This is a genomic window from Pseudomonas halotolerans (assembly GCF_039581215.1).
GTDB classification, from domain to species: Bacteria; Pseudomonadota; Gammaproteobacteria; order Pseudomonadales; family Pseudomonadaceae; genus Aquipseudomonas; species Aquipseudomonas tehranensis.
Genome location: NZ_JBCNTJ010000004.1, coordinates 134289 through 155513 on the forward strand (window position 1 = coordinate 134289; position 21225 = coordinate 155513).

Sequence of the window (21225 nt, forward strand, 5' to 3'; positions counted from 1 at the left end):
CACGCCTGATTACAGATAAGTCCTGATTACGATGGCCCTACTGCAGATCGCCGAACCCGGCCAAAGTCCACAACCGCACCAGCGTCGCCTGGCTGTGGGAATTGACTTGGGTACTACCAATTCCCTGGTCGCTGCGTTGCGCAGCGGCCTTTCCGAACCGCTGGCCGATGAGCAGGGGCAAGTGATCCTGCCGTCTGCCGTGCGCTATCACGCCGATCGCGTGGAAGTGGGCGAGTCAGCCAAACTGGCCGCCGCGACCGATCCCTTCAACACCATTGTCTCGGTCAAGCGCCTGATGGGCCGTGGCCTGTCCGACGTCAAGCAATTGGGTGATCAGCTGCCGTACCGTTTCGTCGACGGCGAATCCCACATGCCGTTCATTGAAACCGTGCAGGGCCCGAAAAGCCCGGTGGAAGTCTCAGCCGACATCCTCAAGGTGCTGCGCCGGCGCGCCGAAGCGGCGTTGGGCGGTGAATTGGTCGGTGCGGTCATCACCGTCCCGGCCTATTTCGACGACGCCCAGCGTCAAGCCACCAAGGACGCGGCCAAGCTGGCCGGTCTGAACGTGCTGCGCCTGCTCAACGAGCCGACCGCCGCTGCGGTGGCCTACGGTCTGGACCAGCACGCCGAAGGCCTCGTCGCGATCTACGACTTGGGTGGCGGCACCTTTGATATTTCCATTTTGCGTCTGACCGGCGGCGTCTTCGAAGTCCTGGCCACTGGCGGCGACAGCGCCCTGGGCGGCGACGACTTCGATCACGCCATCGCTGGCTGGATCATCGAGCAGGCTGGGTTGTCCGCCGACCTTGATCCGGGCGCGCAACGTCACCTTCTGCAAGCGGCCTGCGCCGCCAAGGAAGCCCTGACCGACGCTGCAACGGTCGAAGTGGCGTACGGCGACTGGAAGGCTGTGCTGAGCCGTGAAGCCTTTGATGCGCTGATCGAACCCATGGTCGCTCGCAGCCTCAAGGCCTGCCGCCGCGCCGTGCGTGATTCCGGTGTGGAGCTCGAAGACGTCAAGGCCGTGGTCATGGTCGGCGGTTCCACCCGTGTGCCGCGGGTTCGTGAAGCCGTCGCCGAGGCCTTTGGCCGTCAGCCGCTGACTGAGATCGACCCGGACCAGGTGGTTGCCATTGGCGCCGCGATCCAGGCCGATACCCTGGCTGGCAACAAGCGCGATGGCGGCGAGCTGCTGCTGCTCGACGTGATTCCATTGTCCTTGGGCTTGGAAACCATGGGCGGCCTGATGGAGAAGGTGATCCCGCGCAACACCACCATCCCCGTTGCCCGTGCCCAGGACTTCACCACGTATAAAGACGGCCAGTCGGCCATGATGATTCATGTGCTGCAAGGCGAGCGTGAACTCATCAGCGACTGCCGTTCCCTGGCGCGCTTCGAATTGCGCGGCATCCCGGCGATGGTGGCCGGTGCGGCGAAGATCCGCGTGACCTTCCAGGTCGACGCCGACGGTTTGCTCAATGTTTCCGCCCGCGAGCTGGGTTCGGGCGTCGAGGCGAGTATCCAGGTCAAGCCGTCCTACGGTCTGACCGACGGCGAAATCGCCAAAATGCTCAAGGATTCGTTCCAGCATGCCAGCGATGACAAGGTCGCCCGTGTATTGCGCGAGCAACAGGTCGACGGCCAACGTCTGGTCGAAGCCGTGCAGGCCGCTCTTGAGGCCGATGGCGAGCGTCTGCTGGACGCCGAGGAGCGCATGGTGATCGAGCTGCAAATGCAGGAATTGTCTGAATTGATCAAAGGCACCGATGGTTATGCCATCGAGCAGCAGACCAAGCGTCTGTCGCAAGTCACCGATGCCTTTGCTGCCCGCCGCCTGGACTCGACGGTCAAAGCCGCCCTGGCGGGGCGCAACCTGAATGAAATTGAGGAATAACTGATGCCGCAGATCATTTTTCTGCCACACGCCGAGCATTGCCCGGACGGTATGGTGGTAGAGGCCGAAACCGGCAAGTCCCTTCTCGAAGTGGCCCATGACAACCACATCGAGATCGAGAGTGCTTGCGGCGGCGTCTGTGCCTGCACCACCTGCCATTGCATCATTCGCGAGGGTTTCGACTCGCTGAATGAGGCCGATGAGCTGGAAGAAGACTATCTTGACCGGGCCTGGGGCCTGGAGCCGACGTCGCGCCTGACATGCCAGGCCAAGGTCGGGACCGAAGACCTGGTGGTCGAAATTCCGAAATATTCGCTTAACCATGCGGCCGAAGCGCCGCACTGATGGTGACACTGTCATGAGCTATGGTTGGAATGATGTACAACGCATCGCAGAAGAGTTGGCCGAAGCCAAGCCGGACGTGGATCCACTGACTGTGAATTTTGTCGATTTACAGCGCTGGATCATGGAGCTGCCGGAATTCGACAGTACCTCTGGCCGTTGTGGCGAGAAGGTCTTGGAAGCTGTCCAACAGCTCTGGATCGAAGAAATCGACTGATCCACCTGGCAGGTTAGGCAATACCCCTGAACCCGCGTATAATTCGCGGGTTTAATTTTTCGCAAATTACCGTTTCTGGAGTTACACCATGGCTGTTCAACGTACTTTCTCCATCATCAAGCCTGACGCCGTTGCTAAAAACGTGATCGGCAAGATCGTTACCCGCTTCGAAGACGCTGGCCTGCGCGTTGTAGCTTCGAAAATGAAGCAACTGTCCAAGGCCGAAGCCGAAGGCTTCTACGCTGAGCACAGCGAGCGCGGTTTCTTCGGTGAGCTGGTTGCCTTCATGACTTCCGGTCCGGTTGTCGTTCAGGTGCTGGAAGGCGAAAACGCCATTGCTCGCAACCGTGAGCTGATGGGCGCCACCAACCCTAAAGAAGCTGCTGCCGGCACCATCCGTGCTGACTTCGCTGAGTCGATCGACGCCAACGCCGTTCACGGTTCGGACTCCGAAGCCGCTGCTGCTCGCGAAATCGCTTACTTTTTCTCCGCTACTGAAGTAACCACTCGCTAAGCCCAGGCTTTTGAGTGAAGGTGAATCCATGACTACATCGAACGGCAAAACCAACCTGTTGGGCCTGACCCAGCCGGAAATGGAGAAATTCTTCGACTCGATCGGGGAGAAGCGTTTTCGTGCCGGCCAGGTGATGAAATGGATTCACCATTTTGGTGTCGACGACTTCGACGCCATGACGAATGTCAGCAAGGCTCTGCGCGAAAAGCTCAAGGCTGTTGCTGAAATTCGCGGTCCGGAAGTGGTCAGCGAGGACATCTCCAGCGACGGCACCCGTAAATGGGTGGTGCGCGTGGCGTCTGGCAGCTGCGTCGAGACCGTTTACATTCCCCAGGGCAAACGCGGCACCTTGTGCGTTTCGTCCCAGGCAGGCTGTGCCCTGGATTGCAGTTTCTGCTCCACCGGCAAGCAAGGCTTCAATAGCAACCTCACCGCCGCCGAAGTGATCGGCCAGGTGTGGATTGCCAACAAATCCTTTGGCAGCGTCCCGGCGACCGTCGACCGTGCCATCACCAACGTGGTGATGATGGGCATGGGTGAGCCGCTGCTCAACTTCGACAACGTCATCGCCGCCATGCACCTGATGATGGATGACCTGGGTTATGGCATCTCCAAGCGCCGGGTGACCCTGTCTACCTCCGGCGTGGTGCCGATGATCGATGAGCTGGCCAAGCACATCGACGTCTCCCTGGCGTTGTCGCTGCACGCACCTAACGACGCATTGCGTAACCAATTGGTGCCGATCAACAAGAAATACCCGCTTAAGATGTTGCTGGAGTCGTGTCAGCGCTACATGTCGTCCCTGGGCGAAAAGCGCGTGCTGACCATCGAGTACACGCTGCTCAAGGACGTGAACGACAAGGTCGAACACGCGGTCGAGATGATCGAGTTGCTCAAGAACATTCCTTGCAAGATCAACCTGATTCCGTTCAACCCGTTCCCGCATTCCGGCTATGAACGTCCGAGCAACAACGCGATTCGTCGCTTCCAGGATCAGCTTCACCACGCTGGCTTCAACGTCACCGTGCGCACCACCCGCGGCGAAGACATCGATGCCGCGTGTGGCCAATTGGTAGGACAGGTGCTGGATCGCACCCGTCGCAGTGAGCGCTACATTGCCGTGCGTGAATTGAACGCCGCCGACGATGTCGCGCAAAACGCTGCGAACAGTCACTAAGAGAGGAACTCTATGTCCCTGCGCTTCGCGCTGCTGTTGCTGTTGGCCGGTCTTTGCACCGGTTGTGTTCTGTCGGGTGACTACAACCCCATGAAAACCAGCAAGGGGCGCGATGAGGCGCGTGAAGCCTATGTGCAATTGGGCATAGGCTATCTGCAACAGGGCATGACCGAGCGAGCCAAGGTGCCGCTCAAGAAGGCCCTGGAGCTGGACGACTCAGACGCTGATGCCAATGCGGCCCTGGCGTTGGTATTCCAGGCCGAGATGGAACCTGAGCTGGCCGACGCGCATTTTCGCAAGGCGCTGTCTGCCCAGCCGCAGGATGCGCGGATCCTGAATAACTACGGCAGTTTCCTCTTCGAGCAGGAGCGTTATAAAGAAGCCTACGAACGCTTCGAACAGGCGGCCGCCGACACCCTTTACCCCGAGCGCTCACGGGTTTTCGAGAACCTGGGCATGACGGCTTCGAAACTTGGTCAGCGTGATCTGGCCCGCCAGCAGCTTGAAAAAGCCCTGCGGCTCAACCGCCAGCAGCCGCGGGCATTGCTGGAAATGGCTGAGTTGTCTTACGAAGACAGGCATTATGTGCCCGCGCGGGATTATTACGAACGTTTTAGCCTGCTGAGCGAGCAAAATGCACGTAGTCTATTGCTCGGTGTCCGGCTGGCCCATGTGTTTGAAGATCGTGACAAGGCCGCCAGTTTTGGCCTGCAACTGAAAAGACTCTATCCCGGTACGCCGGAATATCAGCAATACCTGTCGGAGCAATGATGAAAGCGGCGCATCCTGAAGTTGTAGCAGCGACTCGCGTAAATCCCGGTGAGACCCTGCGCCAAGCTCGCGAAAGCCATGGCTGGTCGCTGGCAGAGGTGGCCCTCAAGCTCAATCTCACCGTGACTTCTCTGGGCAACCTGGAAGCCGGCGCGTTCGATAAACTGCCCGGGCATACTTTCGCCCGGGGCTACATCCGTGCCTACGCCAAATTGCTCGGCATGGACCAGACCGAACTGGTCCAGCAATTCGATCAATACACCGGTTCCGACGCCCAGGGCAGCAGCGTGCACAGCCTGGGCCGCATCGAGGAGCCGGTTCGCGTTTCCCACACCATTTTGAGAATCGTCAGTTTGCTGCTGTTGATCGCGGTGATTGGTGGCGGTTTCCTCTGGTGGCAGGACCAGGCTGCCTTGCGCGCCAAGGATCCGATCGGCATGAGCCCTGAGCATGTTGAGGTCGAAGGCGCCGACGGCACCACCCGCATACACCCACTGGACGAGCCGGAAGACCAGGCTGTCGTGGAAGGCCAGACCGCCGGAGAAAGCACTCTGGTGCTGCCTCAGGGGCAGGATGGCGCTGATCCCGCCGTCGGTGCCGAACCGAGTGTGCCGGCCGCTCCGGCAGACGCGCCCGCTGCATCCGCCCCCGCGCCAACTGATAGCGAGCCGGTTGCTCCAGCGCCGAGCGTGGCGAATACGCCGGCTCCGGCTGCGCCAGCACCCGCTGCACTCGCCGCAGCGCCAGCCGCTCCGACAGCCTCTACCGCTCCGGTCGCGCCTGTCGCACCCGCTGCCGGTGAAGGTCAGGTACAGATTCAGTTTACCGCCGACTGCTGGACGCAGATCACCGATGGCACCGGCAAGGTGCTGTTCAGTGGCCTCAAGCGCAAGGGCGATAGCACCTCCGTCAACGGCACGCCGCCGTTTGCCGTGCGCCTGGGTTACGCCCGTGGCGCGCAGGTCAGCTACAACGGCCAGCCGGTCGACGTGGCTCCGTTCACCAGTGGCGAGACCGCTCGCCTGAAGTTGGGTCAATAAGTCATGCACGGCGAATCTCCAATCAAACGTCGCGAATCGCGAAAGATCTGGGTCGGCAACGTTCCTGTTGGCGGCGATGCGCCCATCGCTGTGCAAAGCATGACTAACAGCGACACCAACGACGTCGCCGCCACCGTTGCGCAGATCAACCGACTGGAAGCCGCCGGTGTCGACATCGTGCGGGTTTCCGTGCCGGACATGGACGCCGCCGAGGCGTTCGGCAAAATCAAGCAGTTGGTCAAAGTGCCGCTGGTGGCCGACATTCACTTCGACTACCGCATCGCCCTGCGCGTGGCCGAGTTGGGTGTGGACTGCCTGCGCATCAATCCGGGCAACATCGGCCGCGAAGACCGCGTGCGTGCGGTGGTGGATGCCGCTCGCGACCGTGGCATTCCGATTCGCATCGGCGTCAACGCCGGTTCCCTGGAAAAAGACCTGCAAAAGAAATACGGCGAACCGACCCCGGCTGCGCTGGTGGAGTCGGCCCTGCGCCATGTCGAACATCTGGAGCGCCTGAACTTCCAGGACTTCAAGGTCAGCGTGAAGGCTTCCGACGTGTTCATGGCCGTTGAAGCCTATCGTCTGCTGGCCAAGGAAATCGTCCAGCCGTTGCACCTGGGCATCACCGAAGCCGGTGGGTTGCGTTCGGGCACGGTGAAATCCGCCGTCGGCCTCGGTATGCTGCTCGCCGAAGGAATTGGCGATACCATCCGCATCTCGTTGGCGGCCGACCCGGTGGAGGAAGTGAAAGTCGGCTACGACATTCTCAAGTCCCTGCACCTGCGTTCCCGTGGCATCAACTTCATTGCCTGCCCTAGCTGCTCGCGGCAGAACTTCGATGTGGTCAAGACCATGAACGAGCTGGAAGGGCGCCTGGAAGACCTGCTGGTACCGCTGGATGTCGCGGTGATTGGTTGCGTGGTCAACGGGCCGGGCGAAGCCAAGGAGGCCCATATCGGCCTCACCGGTGGTACGCCGAACCTGATTTATATCGACGGCAAGCCGTCGCAGAAGCTGACGAATGACAATCTGGTGGATGAACTGGAACGGCTGATCCGCCAGAAAGCGGCCGAAAAGGTCGAAGCCGACGCAGCGGTCATCGCACGCGGCTGAGCAAACGAATTTTTAAGGATTACCTGTGAGCAAGTCCCTGCAAGCCATTCGTGGCATGAACGACATCCTGCCCGAGCAAACGCCCCTGTGGCGTTATTTCGAAGGCACCGTGGCGCGTTTGCTGGATAACTACGGTTATCGGCAGATCCGCATGCCGATCGTCGAGTTCACCGAGCTGTTCAAGCGTTCCATCGGCGAAGTGACCGACATCGTCGAAAAAGAGATGTACACCTTCGAAGACCGCAACGGCGATTCGCTGACCTTGCGCCCCGAAGGCACGGCGGCGTGCGTGCGTGCAGTGCTCGAGCACGGCATTACCGGTGGTGGCCAGGTGCAGAAACTCTGGTACATCGGCCCGATGTTTCGTCACGAACGTCCGCAGAAAGGTCGTTATCGCCAGTTCCACCAGATAGGCCTCGAGGTGTTCAACCTCGACGGTCCGGACATCGACGCCGAGCTGATCGTGTTGACCTGGCGCCTGTGGGGCGAGCTGGGCATTCGTGATGCGGTCAAGCTCGAACTCAACAGCCTGGGCACCAGCGAGTCCCGTGGGCGCTACCGCGAAGCGCTGGTGGAGTTCCTGTCCGCTCACCTGGACAAGCTGGACGAAGACAGTCAGCGCCGCCTCAAGACCAATCCGCTACGGGTATTGGATACCAAGAACGCCGACACGCAGGCGATCCTGGTCGATGCGCCGAAGATGGCTGACTACCTCGACGAAGAGTCCCGCCTGCACTTCGAGGGGTTGAAGGCGCGCCTGGACGCCGTCGGCATTCCGTATGTTATCAACCCGAAGCTGGTCCGCGGTCTGGATTACTACAGCAAGACCGTTTTTGAATGGGTCACCGACAAGCTGGGTGCCCAGGGTACGGTGTGTGCCGGCGGCCGTTACGACGGGCTGGTGGAGCAGATGGGTGGGAAGCCGACGTCGGGCGTGGGTTTTGCCATGGGCATCGAACGTCTGGTGTTGATGCTTGAGACGCTGGACAAGATTCCGCAAGAAATCGCCCGTCAGGTCGACGTTTACCTGTGCGCCTTCGGCGAAGCAGCCGAACTGGCGGCCCTGGCGTTGAGCGAGCGAGTCCGCGACCAGCTGCCCAACCTGCGCCTGCAGATCAACGCCGGCGGCGGCAGCTTCAAGAGCCAGTTCAAGAAAGCCGACAAGAGCGGTGCGCTGTATGCACTGATTCTTGGTGACGACGAATTGGCCCAGCAAGTGGTAGGTTTCAAACCCCTGCGTGGCCAGGGCGAACAACAAAGCATTGCCTGGGATGCGCTTGCCGCACACCTGGCCACCTGCGTCGTGCAGGGTTGAAGCTGTCAAACAGCCGATTTAGCGATTAAGGAGTATTGGGGTGTCGAGTACCGAAGATGAACAGCTGGCGGATTTGAAGGACTGGTGGACGCGCAACGGCAAGCCGTTGGTCACTGGCGGCCTGTTGGCGCTGGTCATCGTGTTCGGCTGGCAGGCCTGGCAGAAGTACCAGAGCAACCAGGCGCAAGGCGCTTCGGTGCTCTATCAGCAATTGCTGGAAACCACCCTGACCCCGGACGGCAAGCCTGACGCTGCCCGCGTGGCGGAGTTGGCCGGCAAGCTCGACAACGAATTCGGCGGCACGGCCTACGCGCAATATGGTCGCCTGTTCGTGGCCAAGGTCGCGGTCGACACCGGCAAGCTGGACGACGCCGCCACCGAGCTGAAGGCCATTGTCGACAAGCCGGTCAACCCGACCCTGGGCGAAGTGGCGCGTCAGCGCCTGGCGCAGGTGCTGGCGGCGCAGAACAAGGCCGAAGACGCGTTGAAGCTGCTCGACGGCGATGCCGACAAGGCGTTCCTGGCGACCCGCGAAGAACTCAAGGGCGACCTGCTGGTACAGCTTGGTCGTGCTGATGAGGCCCATGCGGCCTACCAAAAAGCCAAGGCTGCGCTGTCGGATGAAGCCGCGGTCGGTGGCCTGCAAATCAAGCTGGACGACCTGGCCAAAGGGGATGCGTGACGTGATCCGTTGGAAACATGCAGCATTGCTGGCTCTGGCCATTCTGGCCGCGGGTTGCAGCAGCAACAGCAAGAAAGAACTGCCACCGGCCGAACTGACCGACTTCAAAGAAGAAGTCGTGCTGCAGAAGCAATGGAGCCGCTCCATTGGTGACGGCCAGGGGGAAACCTACAACATGCTGGTGCCGGCCATCGATGGCGACACCATTTATGCCTCCGACGTGACTGGCGTGGTGATGGCGATGGACCGCACCAACGGCGACGTCAAGTGGGAGCAGGATCTCGAACTGCCCGTTTCCGGCGCCGTTGGCGTGGGTTACGGGCTGGTCATGATCGGCACGCTCAAGGGCGAAATCGTTGCCCTGGATGCCAGCAGCGGTGAAGAGAAATGGCGTTCCCGCGTGACCAGTGAAGTCCTCGCACCGCCGGCCACCAACGGTGACGTGGTGGTGGTACAGACCCAGGATGACAGCCTGATCGGTCTGGATGCGGCTACTGGCGAGCAGCGCTGGTTGTACGACAGCACCCCGGCGGTACTGACCCTGCGCGGTACCAGTGCGCCGGTCGTGACCAACCGCCTCGCGGTGGCTGGGTTGTCGACCGGTAAAGTGGTTGCCTTGGATATTTCCAACGGCGTGCCGGTCTGGGAACAGCGCGTGGCCATCCCGCAGGGCCGTTCGGAACTGGAGCGTGTGGTCGATATCGACGGCGGCCTGCTGTTGTCTGGCGAGACGCTGTATGTCGCCAGTTACCAGGGCCGCGTTGCGGCGCTGGACCTGGAAAGCGGCCGCCCACTGTGGCAGCGCGATGCGTCCAGCTACGCCGGTGTCGCCCAAGGTTTTGGCAGCGTCTACGTGAGCCTGTCCTCGGGCACGGTTGAAGGCGTCGACGAGCGTTCCACCACCGCATTGTGGAGCAACGATTCCCTGGCCCGTCGTCAACTGTCGGCCCCGGAAGTGTTCTCCAGCTACGTTGCAGTCGGTGACCTGGAAGGTTACCTGCACCTGCTCAGCCAGGTGGACGGTCGTTTCGTCGGCCGTGAGCGCATCGACAGTGACGGCCTGCGTGCCCGTCCGCTGGTGGTGGGCAACATGATTTATGTGTATGGCAACAGCGGCAAACTGGAAGCCCTGACCATCAAGTAAGACTATGCTTGGGGCTAATCCCCCAAGCGGCCTTGTTCACAAGGTTTGCAGGGCTTGCACAGACTGCCCCGAGCACCAGCCGCTGCCTCGCAGCGGCTTTTGTATTTTCTGAAATAACGAAGTGGAGAGCCGCATGGTTCCCGTAATCGCCCTGGTGGGCCGACCGAACGTCGGCAAGTCCACCTTGTTCAACCGCCTGACCAGGACTCGCGACGCCATTGTCGGCGACTTGTCCGGTCTGACCCGTGATCGCCAATACGGTGAGGCCAAGTGGCAAGGGCGTACCTATATTCTGGTCGACACCGGCGGCATCTCCGGTGATGAACACGGCATGGACGAAAAAATGGCCGAGCAGTCGCTGCTGGCCATTGAAGAAGCGGATGTGGTGCTGTTCCTGGTAGACGCCAAGGCCGGTTTTACCGCCGCCGACCAGATGATCGCCGAGCATTTGCGCAAACGTAACAAGCGTTCCTACGTCGTAGCCAACAAGGTCGACAACATCGACCCGGACATGGCTCGCGCCGAGTTCGCTCCGTTGGGCATGGGTCAGGCGATTCCGATTGCCGGTGCGCATGGTCGGGGTATCACCCAGATGCTGGAAATCGCCCTGGCTGATTTCCCGAAAGACGACGAAGACGAACCGGAAGACGGCGAAGAAGAAATCGTTGCCGAAGGCGAGGAAGCCAAGCGCATTCCTGGCCCTAGCGAAAAAGACGGGATCAAGATCGCCATCATCGGCCGTCCGAACGTCGGCAAGTCGACGCTGGTCAACCGCATGCTCGGCGAAGACCGGGTCATTGTGTACGACCAGCCTGGCACCACCCGCGACAGTATCTACATCCCGTTCGAGCGTAACGAAGAGAAGTACACGCTGATCGACACGGCCGGTGTGCGCAAGCGCGGCAAGATCCACGAAGAAGTCGAAAAATTCTCCGTGGTCAAAACCCTGCAGGCGATCAAAGACGCCAACGTGGTGATCTTCGTGATGGACGCCCGCGAAGGCGTGGTCGATCACGACCTGAACCTGCTCGGCTTCGCCCTGGAAGCCGGCCGTGCGTTGGTCATCGCGATCAACAAGTGGGACGGCATGACGCCCAGCGAACGGGATTTCGTCAAGGTCGAACTGCAGCGTCGGCTGTTCTTCGTTGACTTCGCCGACATTCACTTCATCTCGGCCTTGCACGGTACGGGCGTGGGCAACCTTTACGCGTCGGTGCAGAACTCGTTCAAGTCGGCGGTCACCCGCTGGCCGACCAACCGCCTGACCCAGATCCTGGAAGACGCCGTTGGCGAGCACGCGCCACCGATGGTCAACAACCGCCGGATCAAGCTGCGTTACGCTCACCTGGGTGGCGCCAACCCGCCGATTATCGTGATTCACGGTAACCAGATCGAGAAAGTGCCCAAGTCGTACGTCCGCTATCTGGAAAACACGTATCGCCGCGTCCTCAAGCTGGTCGGCACGCCGATCCGCATCGAGTTCAAGGGCGGCGAGAACCCTTACGAAGGCAACAAGAACACGCTTACCGACCGTCAGGTCAACAAGAAGCGCCGCTTGATGTCGCACCACAAGAAAGCCGACAAGAAGCGCCGCGATAAGCGTTGATCTGCTGGTCACTGTGGGTGCTTTGTCCACAGTGCCCAAATGACAGCACACAGGACCCTGTGGCGAGGGGATTTATCCCCGCTGGGTTGCACAGCAACCCCAAAACAGTGAGTTCAACCTGGCTGACACATCGAGTTGCCGATTTTAGGGCTGCCTCGCAGCCCGACGGGGATAAATCCCCTCGCCACAAGGTTTGTGTCTGGCTGAGTAGTTATGTCATTGAGAGGGTGCCCATGGGCACCCTTTTTCATGCCCGGCGATTGGGCTATCCTCGAGCTCTCCCGCGCCGTACCAGAGCCGGGTGTAGACGCAGGGAACCCCAATGATCACCAGCAAGTTGCCGAATGTCGGCATCACCATTTTTACCCAGATGTCCCAGCTCGCCGCGCAGACCGGCGCGCTCAATCTGTCCCAGGGGTTTCCCGATTTCGATGGCCCGCAGGCCCTGCGCGATGCAGTCGGCCGGCATGTGGCCCAAGGTCATAACCAGTACTCGCCCATGACCGGTTTGCCGGCGCTGCGCCAGCAGATTGCGGCGAAGATTGCCCGCAGCTATGGCGTCAGCGTCGATGCCGATCAGGAAGTGACCGTGACCCCCGGTGCGACCCAGGCGATTTTCTGCGCCATCGCGGCCGTGGTTCACAGCGGCGACGAAGTGATTGTGTTCGACCCTTGCTACGACAGCTATGAACCCGCCGTCGAGTTGGCCGGTGGCCGTTGCGTGCATGTGCAGTTGGGCCTGGATGATTTCGCCATCGATTTCCAGAAGCTCGGTGAAGCCTTGAGCCCGCGTACGCGCATGATCATTCTCAACACGCCGCATAATCCCAGTGGAGCGCTGATCAGCCGCGCCGAACTCGACCAGTTGGCGGCGCTGATTCGCGACCGCGACATTTACCTGATCAGTGATGAAGTCTACGAACACCTGGTGTTCGACGGCGTCGCCCACGCCAGTGTCCTGGCCCATGAAGAACTGTACCGGCGGGCCTTTGTGGTCAGTTCGTTCGGCAAGACCTACCACGTCACTGGCTGGAAAACCGGCTACGTGGTGGCGCCACCCGCCCTCACGGCGGAATTGCGTAAGGTGCATCAGTACGTCAGCTTCTGCGGCGTGACGCCGTTGCAGTACGCCCTGGCCGACTACATGGCCGATCACCCGGAACACGTCGAAGAACTGCCGGACTTCTACCAGGCCAAGCGTGACCTGTTCTGCGACTTGCTGACCCCCTCGCGCTTCAGTTTCAAGCGGGTGCCCGGTACCTATTTCCAGTTGGTGGATTACTCGCAGATCCGCCCGGACCTCAAAGACGTCGACATGGCACTCTGGATGACCCGTGAGCACGGCGTGGCGACGATCCCCGTCTCGGTGTTCTACCAGAACCCACCCGCAGGTCAGCGCCTGGTACGCCTGTGCTTTGCCAAACGTGAGGAGACGCTGCGCGAAGCGGCGGAAAAACTATGCGTGATCTGAGTGCCTTGCCCAACCTCAATGTGGCGCTGATCCAGACCACCCTGGCCTGGCACGACCGCGAGGCCAACCTGGAACATTTCGAGGGCTTGCTGGCGCAGGCGCGCGGGGCAGACCTGATTATCCTGCCGGAGATGTTCACCACGGGTTTCTCCATGGATTCCGAGACCCTGGCTGAGCCGGAAAACGGTCCCTCACACAAATGGCTCCAGGCCCAGGCTGCGAAGCTTGAAGCGGTGATCACCGGCAGTGTGATGATCCAGGCCGCCGACGGCAGCCATCGCAATCGTCTGCTCTGGGCGCGACCGGACGGCGAAGTGCTGCATTACGACAAGCGTCATCTGTTCCGCATGGCCGGTGAGCACAATCACTACACGCCGGGCGAGCGCCAGGTGCTGTTCGAACTCAACGGCTGGCGCATCCGTCCGCTGATTTGCTATGACCTGCGCTTCCCCGTGTGGAGCCGCGACGCCGAGGACACTGATCTGTTGCTGTACACCGCCAACTGGCCCGGTGCGCGGCGCCAGCATTGGAACCGTTTGCTGCCGGCCCGGGCCATCGAGAACCTGTGCTACGTGGCCGCGGTAAACCGCATCGGCCACGACGGCAAGGGCTTTGCCTATACCGGTGACAGTCAGGTGTTGGACTTCCAGGGCGAAACCCTGCTCAGCGCCGGTGAGGCCGACGGGGTGTTCACCGTGTGTTTGAGTGCGGCGGACCTGGTGGCATATCGCACACGCTTTCCGGCGAACCTGGATGCCGATCGCTTCGAATTCACGAATTGAACGACTCAGCCTTAAAGAATGGTGTTGCGTGCTGATAACCGGTCAGCCAGGGAGAAGCTCTATGACCGACTTGTATTGCCTGACAGGTCGCCATCGCGAGCCAGCTCCCACAGGGGGCTGAGGTGGGACAGGATTTCGGCTCCCACTGAAGATCCAGCGTGGGAGCGAGCTTGCTCGCGATGAGGCCAGTACAGTCAGCACCACACCATCAGCCGAACAAAAAGGCCCCAGGGTTCACACCCCGGGGCCTTTTGCATTTCAGCTAAACCATCAGGCTGCTTTGGCTTCCGGCTGGCTCAGGGAGCGGTTCAGCGCGCTGAACAGGGCCTTGAAGCTGGCGGTGGTAATGTTTTCATCGATGCCCACGCCGTGGACCGCACGCTCACCGTTGACCCGCAGCTCGATGTACGCCGCAGCCTTGGCGTTGGTGCCGGCGCCGATGGCGTGTTCGTTGTAGTCCATGATCTCCACCGGGATCGGCAGGCCGGCCACCAGCGCTTCCAGCGCGCCGTTGCCCTTGCCGCGCCAGTGCAGGTTGGTCTCGCCTTGGCCCTTGCTGGCCACTTCCACTTCCACGGCGCTGTTGCCGTTTTCTTCCTGCAGGCGATGGCTGACCAGCGCATACGGGGTGTTGGCTTGCAGGTATTCGCTGTGGAGCAGGGCGTGGATCTGCTGGGCGGTCATTTCCAGGCCCAGGCGATCGGTTTCGCGCTGCACCACCTGGCTGAACTCGATCTGCATGCGACGCGGCAGGCTGATGCCGTATTCCTGCTCCAGCAAGTAGGCGATGCCGCCCTTGCCCGACTGGCTGTTGACCCGGATCACCGCCTCGTAGCTACGGCCGATGTCGGCCGGGTCGATCGGCAGGTACGGCACTTCCCACAGGGTGTCCGGTTTCTGCTGGGCGAAACCCTTGCGGATTGCGTCCTGGTGCGAGCCGGAGAACGCGGTGTGAACCAGGTCCCCCACGTACGGATGGCGCGGGTGCACCGGGATCTGGTTGCACTCTTCGACCACTTTGCGCACGCCGTCGATGTCGGAGAAATCCAGCTCAGGGTTGATGCCCTGGGTATAGAGGTTCAGCGCGACGGTCACCAGGTCGACGTTACCGGTGCGCTCGCCGTTGCCGAACAGGCAGCCTTCGACACGGTCGGCGCCGGCCATCAGGCCCAGTTCAGTGGCGGCTACGCCGGTGCCACGGTCGTTATGGGTGTGCAGGCTGATGAGCACGCTGTCGCGACGGGTGATGTTGCGACCGAACCACTCGATCTGGTCGGCGTAGACATTCGGAGTCGCGACTTCCACCGTGGCCGGCAGGTTGAGGATGACCTTGCGCTCAGGTGTCGGGTTCCAGACCTCGATCACCGCGTCGCAGACTTCCTTGGCGAATTCCAGCTCGGTGGCGCTGAAGGTTTCTGGCGAGTATTCGAACTGCCATTGGGTTTCTGGCTGTTGCGCGGCGTATTTGACGAACAGCTTGGCCGCGTTCACCGCGATTTCCTTCACGCCTTCCTTGTCCTGGTTGAACACGATGCGGCGGAATGACGGGCTGGTGGCGTTGTACAGGTGGACGATGGCTTTTTTCGCGCCGCGCAGAGATTCGAACGTGCGGGCGATCAGGTCTTCACGAGCCTGGGTCAGCACCTGGATGGTGGTGTCGTCCGGGATGTGGCCTTCTTCGATGAGGGTGCGCACGAAGTCGAAGTCGGTCTGCGAAGCCGCCGGGAACGACGCTTCGATTTCCTTCACGCCCACGGCGACCAGGGTTTTCCAGAAACGCAGCTTCTTGGCGGCGTCCATCGGCTCGATCAGCGACTGGTTACCGTCACGCAGGTCGGAGCTGCACCAGATCGGCGCGGCGGTGATGGTCTTCGATGGCCAGGTGCGATCCGGCAGGTTGATGGTCGGGAACGCGCGGTACTTGGAAGACGGGTCTTTGAGCATGCTCATCGGGGGAATCCTTTTATTGTCGTGGCCGGAAAAAGGCGGCCTGCCGGTGGTTCGAACGGGGGTGGCTTACAGCCGGGACGAGGTGCCGCGATTCAGCCTGGCAGTCGTGCGCTGACGAGGCACAGGCTGCGGTGCTGGCGAAGCTGAATGAGGGTGTGAGAGGTTTTCATGCCTTCAACCCTAACCGCGCGGAGGGCGGATCGCAAGCAGTCGGGAAAAATTGAGATAAGTTCTGTTTTTAGACTGGTTTGCGAGATTTAATCGCGCATATTAGAGGTGTTGATCTTGGAAATTGCGTCGATGTTTTGAGCTTGGCAATTCACAGGCGGTGGCGATGCGGCTACCGTCATCGCGAGCAAGCTCGCTCCCACAGGGGATCTCTGTGGGTTGCGAGAGAGGTATTCACAACAGATCCCACTGTGGGAGCGAGCTTGCTCGCGATGGGGCCAGTAGCCCCACCTTCCCATTCAGGGCTGGAACGCCCCGATAAAAATCGCCGGATCCACCCGCGCATCGTTCAGGCTGATGTTCCAGTGCATGTGTGGCCCGGTCGCCCGCCCCGTGGAGCCGACTTTGCCGACCACGGTGCCGCGCTTGAGCTGCTGGCCGACCTTCACGTCGATCTTCGACAGGTGGCAGAACATGCTGATGAAACCCTGGCCATGGTCGACGAACACCGTATTGCCATTGAAGAAGTAATTGCCAGTGAGGATCACCTTGCCCGCCGCCGGGGTTTTGATGGGCGTACCGGCGGGCACGGCGAAGTCCAGCCCGGCGTGGGGGTTGCGTTCTTCGCCGTTGAAGAAGCGCCGCACGCCGAACTTGCTCGACATCGGACCATTGACCGGCTTGTCCAGCAGCAGGTTGCTGGGGATGTTCGGGCTGAAGCTGCGATACGCCTTCAGTTGCACGGCCAGTTCGGCGTTGATGCGTTTGAGGTCCGCCGGATTTGGATTGACCTGGCGCTTATTCTTCAGCGTGATGTGTTGCTCGGGGTACTTTTTATAGCCGACCACGAACGGCTGAGTGCTGCCGCCACTGCTGATCTGCTGGGTGCCGGGCTTGACTGTCAGCGGGATGCCGACAATTGCCAGCCAGTTGTCCTTTTCCTTGACCACCAGCACCGGTTTGCCCTGGTAACTGGCCTTTGGCGGCTGGGCCGCGCTGCCCAGGTCCACCACGGCCACGCCGCCGGGCACCGGCTTGTTCAGCAGGCGGGTGATGTAGCTGTCGGCGTTGGCGTTGAAGGTCAGGCACAGCAAGAGCAATGGGGCGAGATATCGCGGCATGAATCAATCCAATAGAGAAAGGGTGACCGGCGTCAGGTGATTGTCTTCGACCCGGACCAGCAGTTCACCTTCACCGAGCCGTGCGGTCAGGCGCTGGCCGGTCTGGGTCTGCCCGGCGCTGCGGATCGCCTGGCCGCGCTCGTCCAGCAAAATACTGTAGCCCCGGCCGAGGGTCGCCAGTGGGCTGACGATGTGCAGCGTCTGCATCTGGTTGTGCAGTTGCACGCGTCGGGTTTTGAGCCCTTCACGCATCGCACGGGGCAAGCGCGCGGCGAGGCTGTCCAGGCGTTGGCGCAGCAGTGCCAGTTGCCGCCCCGGATGCTGCCCGGCCAGGCGGGTCTCCAGGCGGATCAGGCGTTCGCGGCGGGTATTGAGGCTGCGCTCGAAGGCCCGGCGCATGCGCATGTCCAGGTCGTCGAGACGCTGGGCTTGCTGGCGCAGACGCTCACCGGGGTGGCGCAGGCGCCGGGTGAGGCCTTCGAGGCGCAGTTGGTCGCGCATCAGGCGGTCGCGCATGCGCATCACCAGCCGCCGGTGCAGGCTTTCGACCCGGCGCACCAGGTCGCCGGCATCGGGGGCCAGCAGTTCGGCAGCGGCGGACGGGGTTGGGGCGCGCACGTCAGCGACGAAATCGCTGATGGACACGTCGGTCTCATGGCCGACGGCGCTGACGATCGGCGTGACGCAGGCGTCCACCGCCCGGGCCACGGCTTCTTCGTTGAAACACCACAAGTCTTCCAGCGAGCCGCCGCCCCGGGCCAGGATCAGCGCATCGAACCCCCGGGCGTCCGCCAGTTTCAGTGCGCGGACGATTTGCGCGGTGGCTTCGCGGCCCTGTACGGCGGTGGGGATCAGCGTCAGGGAAATCTGCGGCGCACGGCGGCGGAAGACGCTGATGATGTCGCGGATCACCGCGCCGGTGGGCGAACTGATGATGCCGATGCGTTGCGGATGGGCCGGCAGCGGCACCTTGCGTTCGGCGCTGAACAGGCCTTCGGCGCTGAGCTTTTCCTTCAGCGCATCGTAGGCCAGGCGCAGGGCGCCATCGCCCGCCGGTTCCACGGTGTCGAGAATCAACTGGTAGTCGCCGCGGCCCTCGAACAGCGAGACCTTGCCGCGTACTTTTACCGCCAGCCCGTCTTTGAGGGCCTGACGCACCCGCGCGGCATTTTGGCGGAACAGTGCGCAACGCACCTGGGCGCCGCTGTCCTTGAGGGTGAAATACACATGGCCGGAGGCAGGGCGGGCAAGGTTGGAAATTTCGCCCTCGACCCAGATGTTGCTGAACACGTCTTCAAGCAACACCCGCGCACGGCCGTTGAGCTGGCTGACAGTCAGGACTTCGCGGTCCAGGCCCAGTCGGGCAAAGGGATCTTTAATCATGGGCCGCATGATAAGGGCATTCGCTGCTCAATCTCCATGTTCACCGCAAAACCTTCCGGGAATGGGCGCGGTACAATGCTCCATTGCCCATAGGTTCCAGGTGGGCGCGGGCTTTGCTCGTCGCCACCGGTAGATTCACCGCAGGATGTCCCATGAATTCGCAAAGCATCATCGTCCCGAAAATTTCCACCCTGCCGGTCCACGAGCCCCGGGCCCGGGCGATCGTGCGCTGGTTAGTGCGCAAGAACATCGTCGAAGAACAACTGACCACCTGCGGGCGCACCGGCAATCGCATGGCCCACGCCATCGCTCCTGGCGCACGAGCGGTGGTCCTGCATCCCGAAGCCTTGCCGTTCGGCGAAGCGATCAATGGCCTGGAGATCATCACCAAGCGCTGTATCTATACGCCGGCCAAGGGCTTTCTCGAAGAGGCCGGCTGTGCCGAATGCCGCAAGGAAATCGGCGAGGCGCTGTTCGAAAGCCTGGAAGACTGGATGCCAGCGCGTACCGACAACTTCACCTGCCCCGAGTGTGGGCACGAAGATGACATCAACGGGTTCCTGTTCCTGCAGCCGTGTGGCTTCTCCAACCTGGGGTTCATCTTCAATAACTGGCTGGAGGCGGGGTTCAAGCAGGACTTTATCGACGAATTCGCCGACTGGCTGGATCAGCCGGTGAGTTGGGTGAAGGTGGAGTTGTAGATAGGCGCACTGGAGATTGCTTTTGTGGCGAGGGGATTTATCCCCGCTGGGGCGCGAAGCGGCCCTAAACCCAGGCTATGCGGTACATTAGGCATATTGAGTCGACTGCTTTGGGACTGCTGCGCAGTCCAGCGGGGATAAATCCCCTCGCCACAGGGGCTGGCGTGCAACAAGGAGTGTTGTGTTTTAGCCCATCAATCAGCCAGGCAATAATAGACAGAGTTTTACATTGAGCCAGAGGGGGTCCATGAGTATAATGGCGCGCTTCCATTTTCCCGCTCGGGAGCCCCCGCGATGCTGCGTATCAGCCAAGAAGCTCTGACCTTCGACGACATTCTTTTAGTGCCTGGTTATTCCGAGGTGCTGCCTAACGAAGTCAGTCTCAAAACCCGTCTTACCCGTGGCATCGAGCTGAATATTCCGCTGGTTTCCGCCGCCATGGACACCGTGACCGAAGCCCGTCTGGCCATTGCCATGGCCCAGGAAGGCGGTATCGGTATCATCCACAAGAACATGACCATCGAACAGCAGGCCGCCGAAGTGCGCAAGGTCAAGCGGTTCGAGGCTGGCGTGGTCAAGGACCCGATCACCATCGAGGCTGACGCCACGGTCCGTGATCTGTTCGAACTGACCCGCATGCACAACATCTCCGGCGTTCCGGTGCTGCACGATGGCGACCTGGTCGGCATTGTCACCTCCCGCGACGTGCGTTTCGAGAACCGTCTGGACGCCACCGTTCGCCAGGTGATGACGCCTAAAGAGCGTCTGGTCACGGTCAAGGAAGGCATCGGCAAGGACGAAGTTCGCGAGTTGCTGCACAAACACCGCATCGAACGCGTGCTGATCGTCGACGACAAGTTTGCCCTCAAGGGCATGATGACCGTCAATGACATCGAAAAAGCCAAGGCTTATCCGCTGGCCAGCAAGGACGACCAGGGTCGTCTGCGCGTAGGCGCTGCGGTCGGCACCGGCAAGGACACCGGCGACCGCGTCGCGGCCCTGGTCAATGCCGGCGTCGACGTGGTGGTGGTCGATACCGCCCACGGTCACTCCAAAGGCGTGATCGACCGCGTTCGCTGGGTCAAGCAGAACTTCCCTGACGTGCAGGTGATCGGCGGCAACATCGCCACCGGCGCTGCCGCCAAGGCCCTGGCCGAAGCTGGCGCCGATGCAGTCAAGGTCGGTATCGGCCCTGGCTCGATCTGCACCACCCGCATCGTTGCCGGTGTCGGCGTGCCGCAAATCAGCGCCATCGCCAACGTCGCCGCTGCCCTTGAAGGCACTGGCGTACCGTTGATCGCCGACGGCGGCATCCGGTTCTCCGGTGACCTGTCCAAGGCCATCGTCGCCGGTGCCTCCTGCGTGATGATGGGGTCGATGTTCGCCGGTACTGAAGAAGCGCCAGGCGAGATCGAACTGTTCCAGGGCCGCAGCTACAAGGCTTACCGCGGCATGGGCTCGCTGGGCGCCATGTCCCAGGCCCAGGGCTCCTCCGATCGTTACTTCCAGGACTCCTCCGCAGGCGCCGAGAAGCTGGTGCCTGAAGGCATCGAAGGTCGCGTGCCGTACAAAGGCACCCTGAGCGCCATCATCCATCAACTGATGGGCGGCCTGCGTTCTTCCATGGGCTACACCGGCAGCGCCAACATCGAAGAGATGCGCACCAAGCCGGAATTCGTCCGCATCACCGGCGCCGGCATGGCCGAGTCCCATGTCCACGACGTGCAGATCACCAAGGAAGCGCCGAACTACCGAGTAGGTTAAGGCCTTCAGTAAAACGTTAATCACCGGGGCTGTTCATTCAGCCCCGAGTTGTTTCTGATTCACTACATGA

General features: G+C 61.3%; 19 protein-coding genes. 16 read left to right on the plus strand and 3 right to left on the minus strand.

What is annotated here, in order from left to right; translation table 11 throughout:
• The first annotated feature begins 31 nt into the window (after positions 1-31).
• From hscA to AAIS01_RS07435, 14 genes are all read left to right on the plus strand, one after another.
• Positions 32-1894 carry a Fe-S protein assembly chaperone HscA gene (gene hscA / locus AAIS01_RS07370; protein WP_343468455.1) on the plus strand — a complete coding sequence of 621 codons (1863 nt, stop codon included), beginning with the start codon at positions 32-34 and terminating at the stop codon, positions 1892-1894.
• A 3-nt stretch (positions 1895-1897) separates the two neighbouring features.
• Positions 1898-2239 (plus strand): ISC system 2Fe-2S type ferredoxin, encoded by a 342-nt coding sequence (gene fdx / locus AAIS01_RS07375; RefSeq protein WP_042727996.1) that lies wholly within the window; start codon positions 1898-1900, stop codon positions 2237-2239.
• A 13-nt stretch (positions 2240-2252) separates the two neighbouring features.
• Positions 2253-2453 (plus strand): Fe-S cluster assembly protein IscX, encoded by a 201-nt coding sequence (iscX, locus tag AAIS01_RS07380; RefSeq protein ID WP_343468456.1) that lies wholly within the window; start codon positions 2253-2255, stop codon positions 2451-2453.
• A gap of 88 nt (positions 2454-2541) precedes the next feature.
• Positions 2542-2967, plus strand: a complete 426-nt coding sequence (gene ndk, locus AAIS01_RS07385; RefSeq protein ID WP_042727994.1) for a nucleoside-diphosphate kinase — start codon at positions 2542-2544, stop codon at positions 2965-2967.
• 28 nt (positions 2968-2995) lie between these two features.
• On the plus strand, positions 2996-4144 hold the full coding sequence (rlmN, locus tag AAIS01_RS07390) for a dual-specificity RNA methyltransferase RlmN (RefSeq protein WP_047227475.1): 1149 nt from the start codon (positions 2996-2998) through the stop codon (positions 4142-4144).
• A 12-nt stretch (positions 4145-4156) separates the two neighbouring features.
• On the plus strand, positions 4157-4915 hold the full coding sequence (gene pilW / locus AAIS01_RS07395) for a type IV pilus biogenesis/stability protein PilW (RefSeq protein ID WP_092402606.1): 759 nt from the start codon (positions 4157-4159) through the stop codon (positions 4913-4915).
• Entirely contained in the window at positions 4915-5955 is a 1041-nt protein-coding gene (locus AAIS01_RS07400) for a RodZ domain-containing protein (protein ID WP_343468457.1), read from the plus strand. Before pilW ends, AAIS01_RS07400 begins: the two co-directional genes overlap by 1 nt.
• 3 nt (positions 5956-5958) lie before the next feature.
• Positions 5959-7068: a flavodoxin-dependent (E)-4-hydroxy-3-methylbut-2-enyl-diphosphate synthase gene (gene ispG / locus AAIS01_RS07405; RefSeq protein WP_003185136.1), complete on the plus strand. Its 1110-nt coding sequence runs from the start codon at positions 5959-5961 to the stop codon at positions 7066-7068.
• A gap of 25 nt (positions 7069-7093) precedes the next feature.
• The gene (gene hisS / locus AAIS01_RS07410) at positions 7094-8383 is read left to right on the plus strand and encodes a histidine--tRNA ligase (RefSeq protein ID WP_092402611.1); all 1290 of its coding nucleotides are present in this window, start codon (positions 7094-7096) and stop codon (positions 8381-8383) included.
• A 40-nt stretch (positions 8384-8423) separates the two neighbouring features.
• Positions 8424-9065 (plus strand): YfgM family protein, encoded by a 642-nt coding sequence (locus AAIS01_RS07415; RefSeq protein ID WP_343468458.1) that lies wholly within the window; start codon positions 8424-8426, stop codon positions 9063-9065.
• Positions 9058-10209, plus strand: coding sequence for an outer membrane protein assembly factor BamB (gene bamB, locus AAIS01_RS07420; protein ID WP_343468459.1), 1152 nt, complete (start codon positions 9058-9060; stop codon positions 10207-10209). The genes AAIS01_RS07415 and bamB overlap by 8 nt, the downstream gene beginning before the upstream one ends.
• 133 nt (positions 10210-10342) lie before the next feature.
• Entirely contained in the window at positions 10343-11815 is a 1473-nt protein-coding gene (gene der, locus AAIS01_RS07425) for a ribosome biogenesis GTPase Der (protein WP_076386232.1), read from the plus strand.
• A 322-nt stretch (positions 11816-12137) separates the two neighbouring features.
• Positions 12138-13286 carry a pyridoxal phosphate-dependent aminotransferase gene (locus AAIS01_RS07430; protein WP_343468460.1) on the plus strand — a complete coding sequence of 383 codons (1149 nt, stop codon included), beginning with the start codon at positions 12138-12140 and terminating at the stop codon, positions 13284-13286.
• Positions 13274-14068, plus strand: a complete 795-nt coding sequence (locus tag AAIS01_RS07435; protein WP_343468461.1) for an amidohydrolase — start codon at positions 13274-13276, stop codon at positions 14066-14068. The genes AAIS01_RS07430 and AAIS01_RS07435 overlap by 13 nt, the downstream gene beginning before the upstream one ends.
• Positions 14069-14338: 270 nt before the next feature.
• Here the strand turns inward: AAIS01_RS07435 and leuA are convergent, their stop codons facing one another.
• The 3 genes from leuA to xseA all read right to left on the minus strand — a co-directional run bounded on the left by leuA (position 14339) and on the right by xseA (position 18690).
• Positions 14339-16018 (minus strand): 2-isopropylmalate synthase, encoded by a 1680-nt coding sequence (leuA, locus tag AAIS01_RS07440; RefSeq protein ID WP_047227484.1) that lies wholly within the window; start codon positions 16016-16018, stop codon positions 14339-14341.
• A 467-nt stretch (positions 16019-16485) separates the two neighbouring features.
• Positions 16486-17307, minus strand: a complete 822-nt coding sequence (locus tag AAIS01_RS07445) for a peptidoglycan DD-metalloendopeptidase family protein (protein WP_343468462.1) — start codon at positions 17305-17307, stop codon at positions 16486-16488.
• A 3-nt stretch (positions 17308-17310) separates the two neighbouring features.
• Positions 17311-18690, minus strand: coding sequence for an exodeoxyribonuclease VII large subunit (gene xseA / locus AAIS01_RS07450; RefSeq protein WP_343468463.1), 1380 nt, complete (start codon positions 18688-18690; stop codon positions 17311-17313).
• 152 nt (positions 18691-18842) lie between these two features.
• Between xseA and AAIS01_RS07455 the strand changes: the two genes are divergently transcribed.
• Both AAIS01_RS07455 and guaB read left to right on the plus strand, forming a co-directional pair.
• Positions 18843-19391 (plus strand): sugar ABC transporter ATPase, encoded by a 549-nt coding sequence (locus AAIS01_RS07455; protein WP_343468464.1) that lies wholly within the window; start codon positions 18843-18845, stop codon positions 19389-19391.
• 294 nt (positions 19392-19685) lie between these two features.
• Positions 19686-21155 (plus strand): IMP dehydrogenase, encoded by a 1470-nt coding sequence (guaB, locus tag AAIS01_RS07460; protein ID WP_343468465.1) that lies wholly within the window; start codon positions 19686-19688, stop codon positions 21153-21155.
• Positions 21156-21225: the final 70 nt, after the last annotated feature.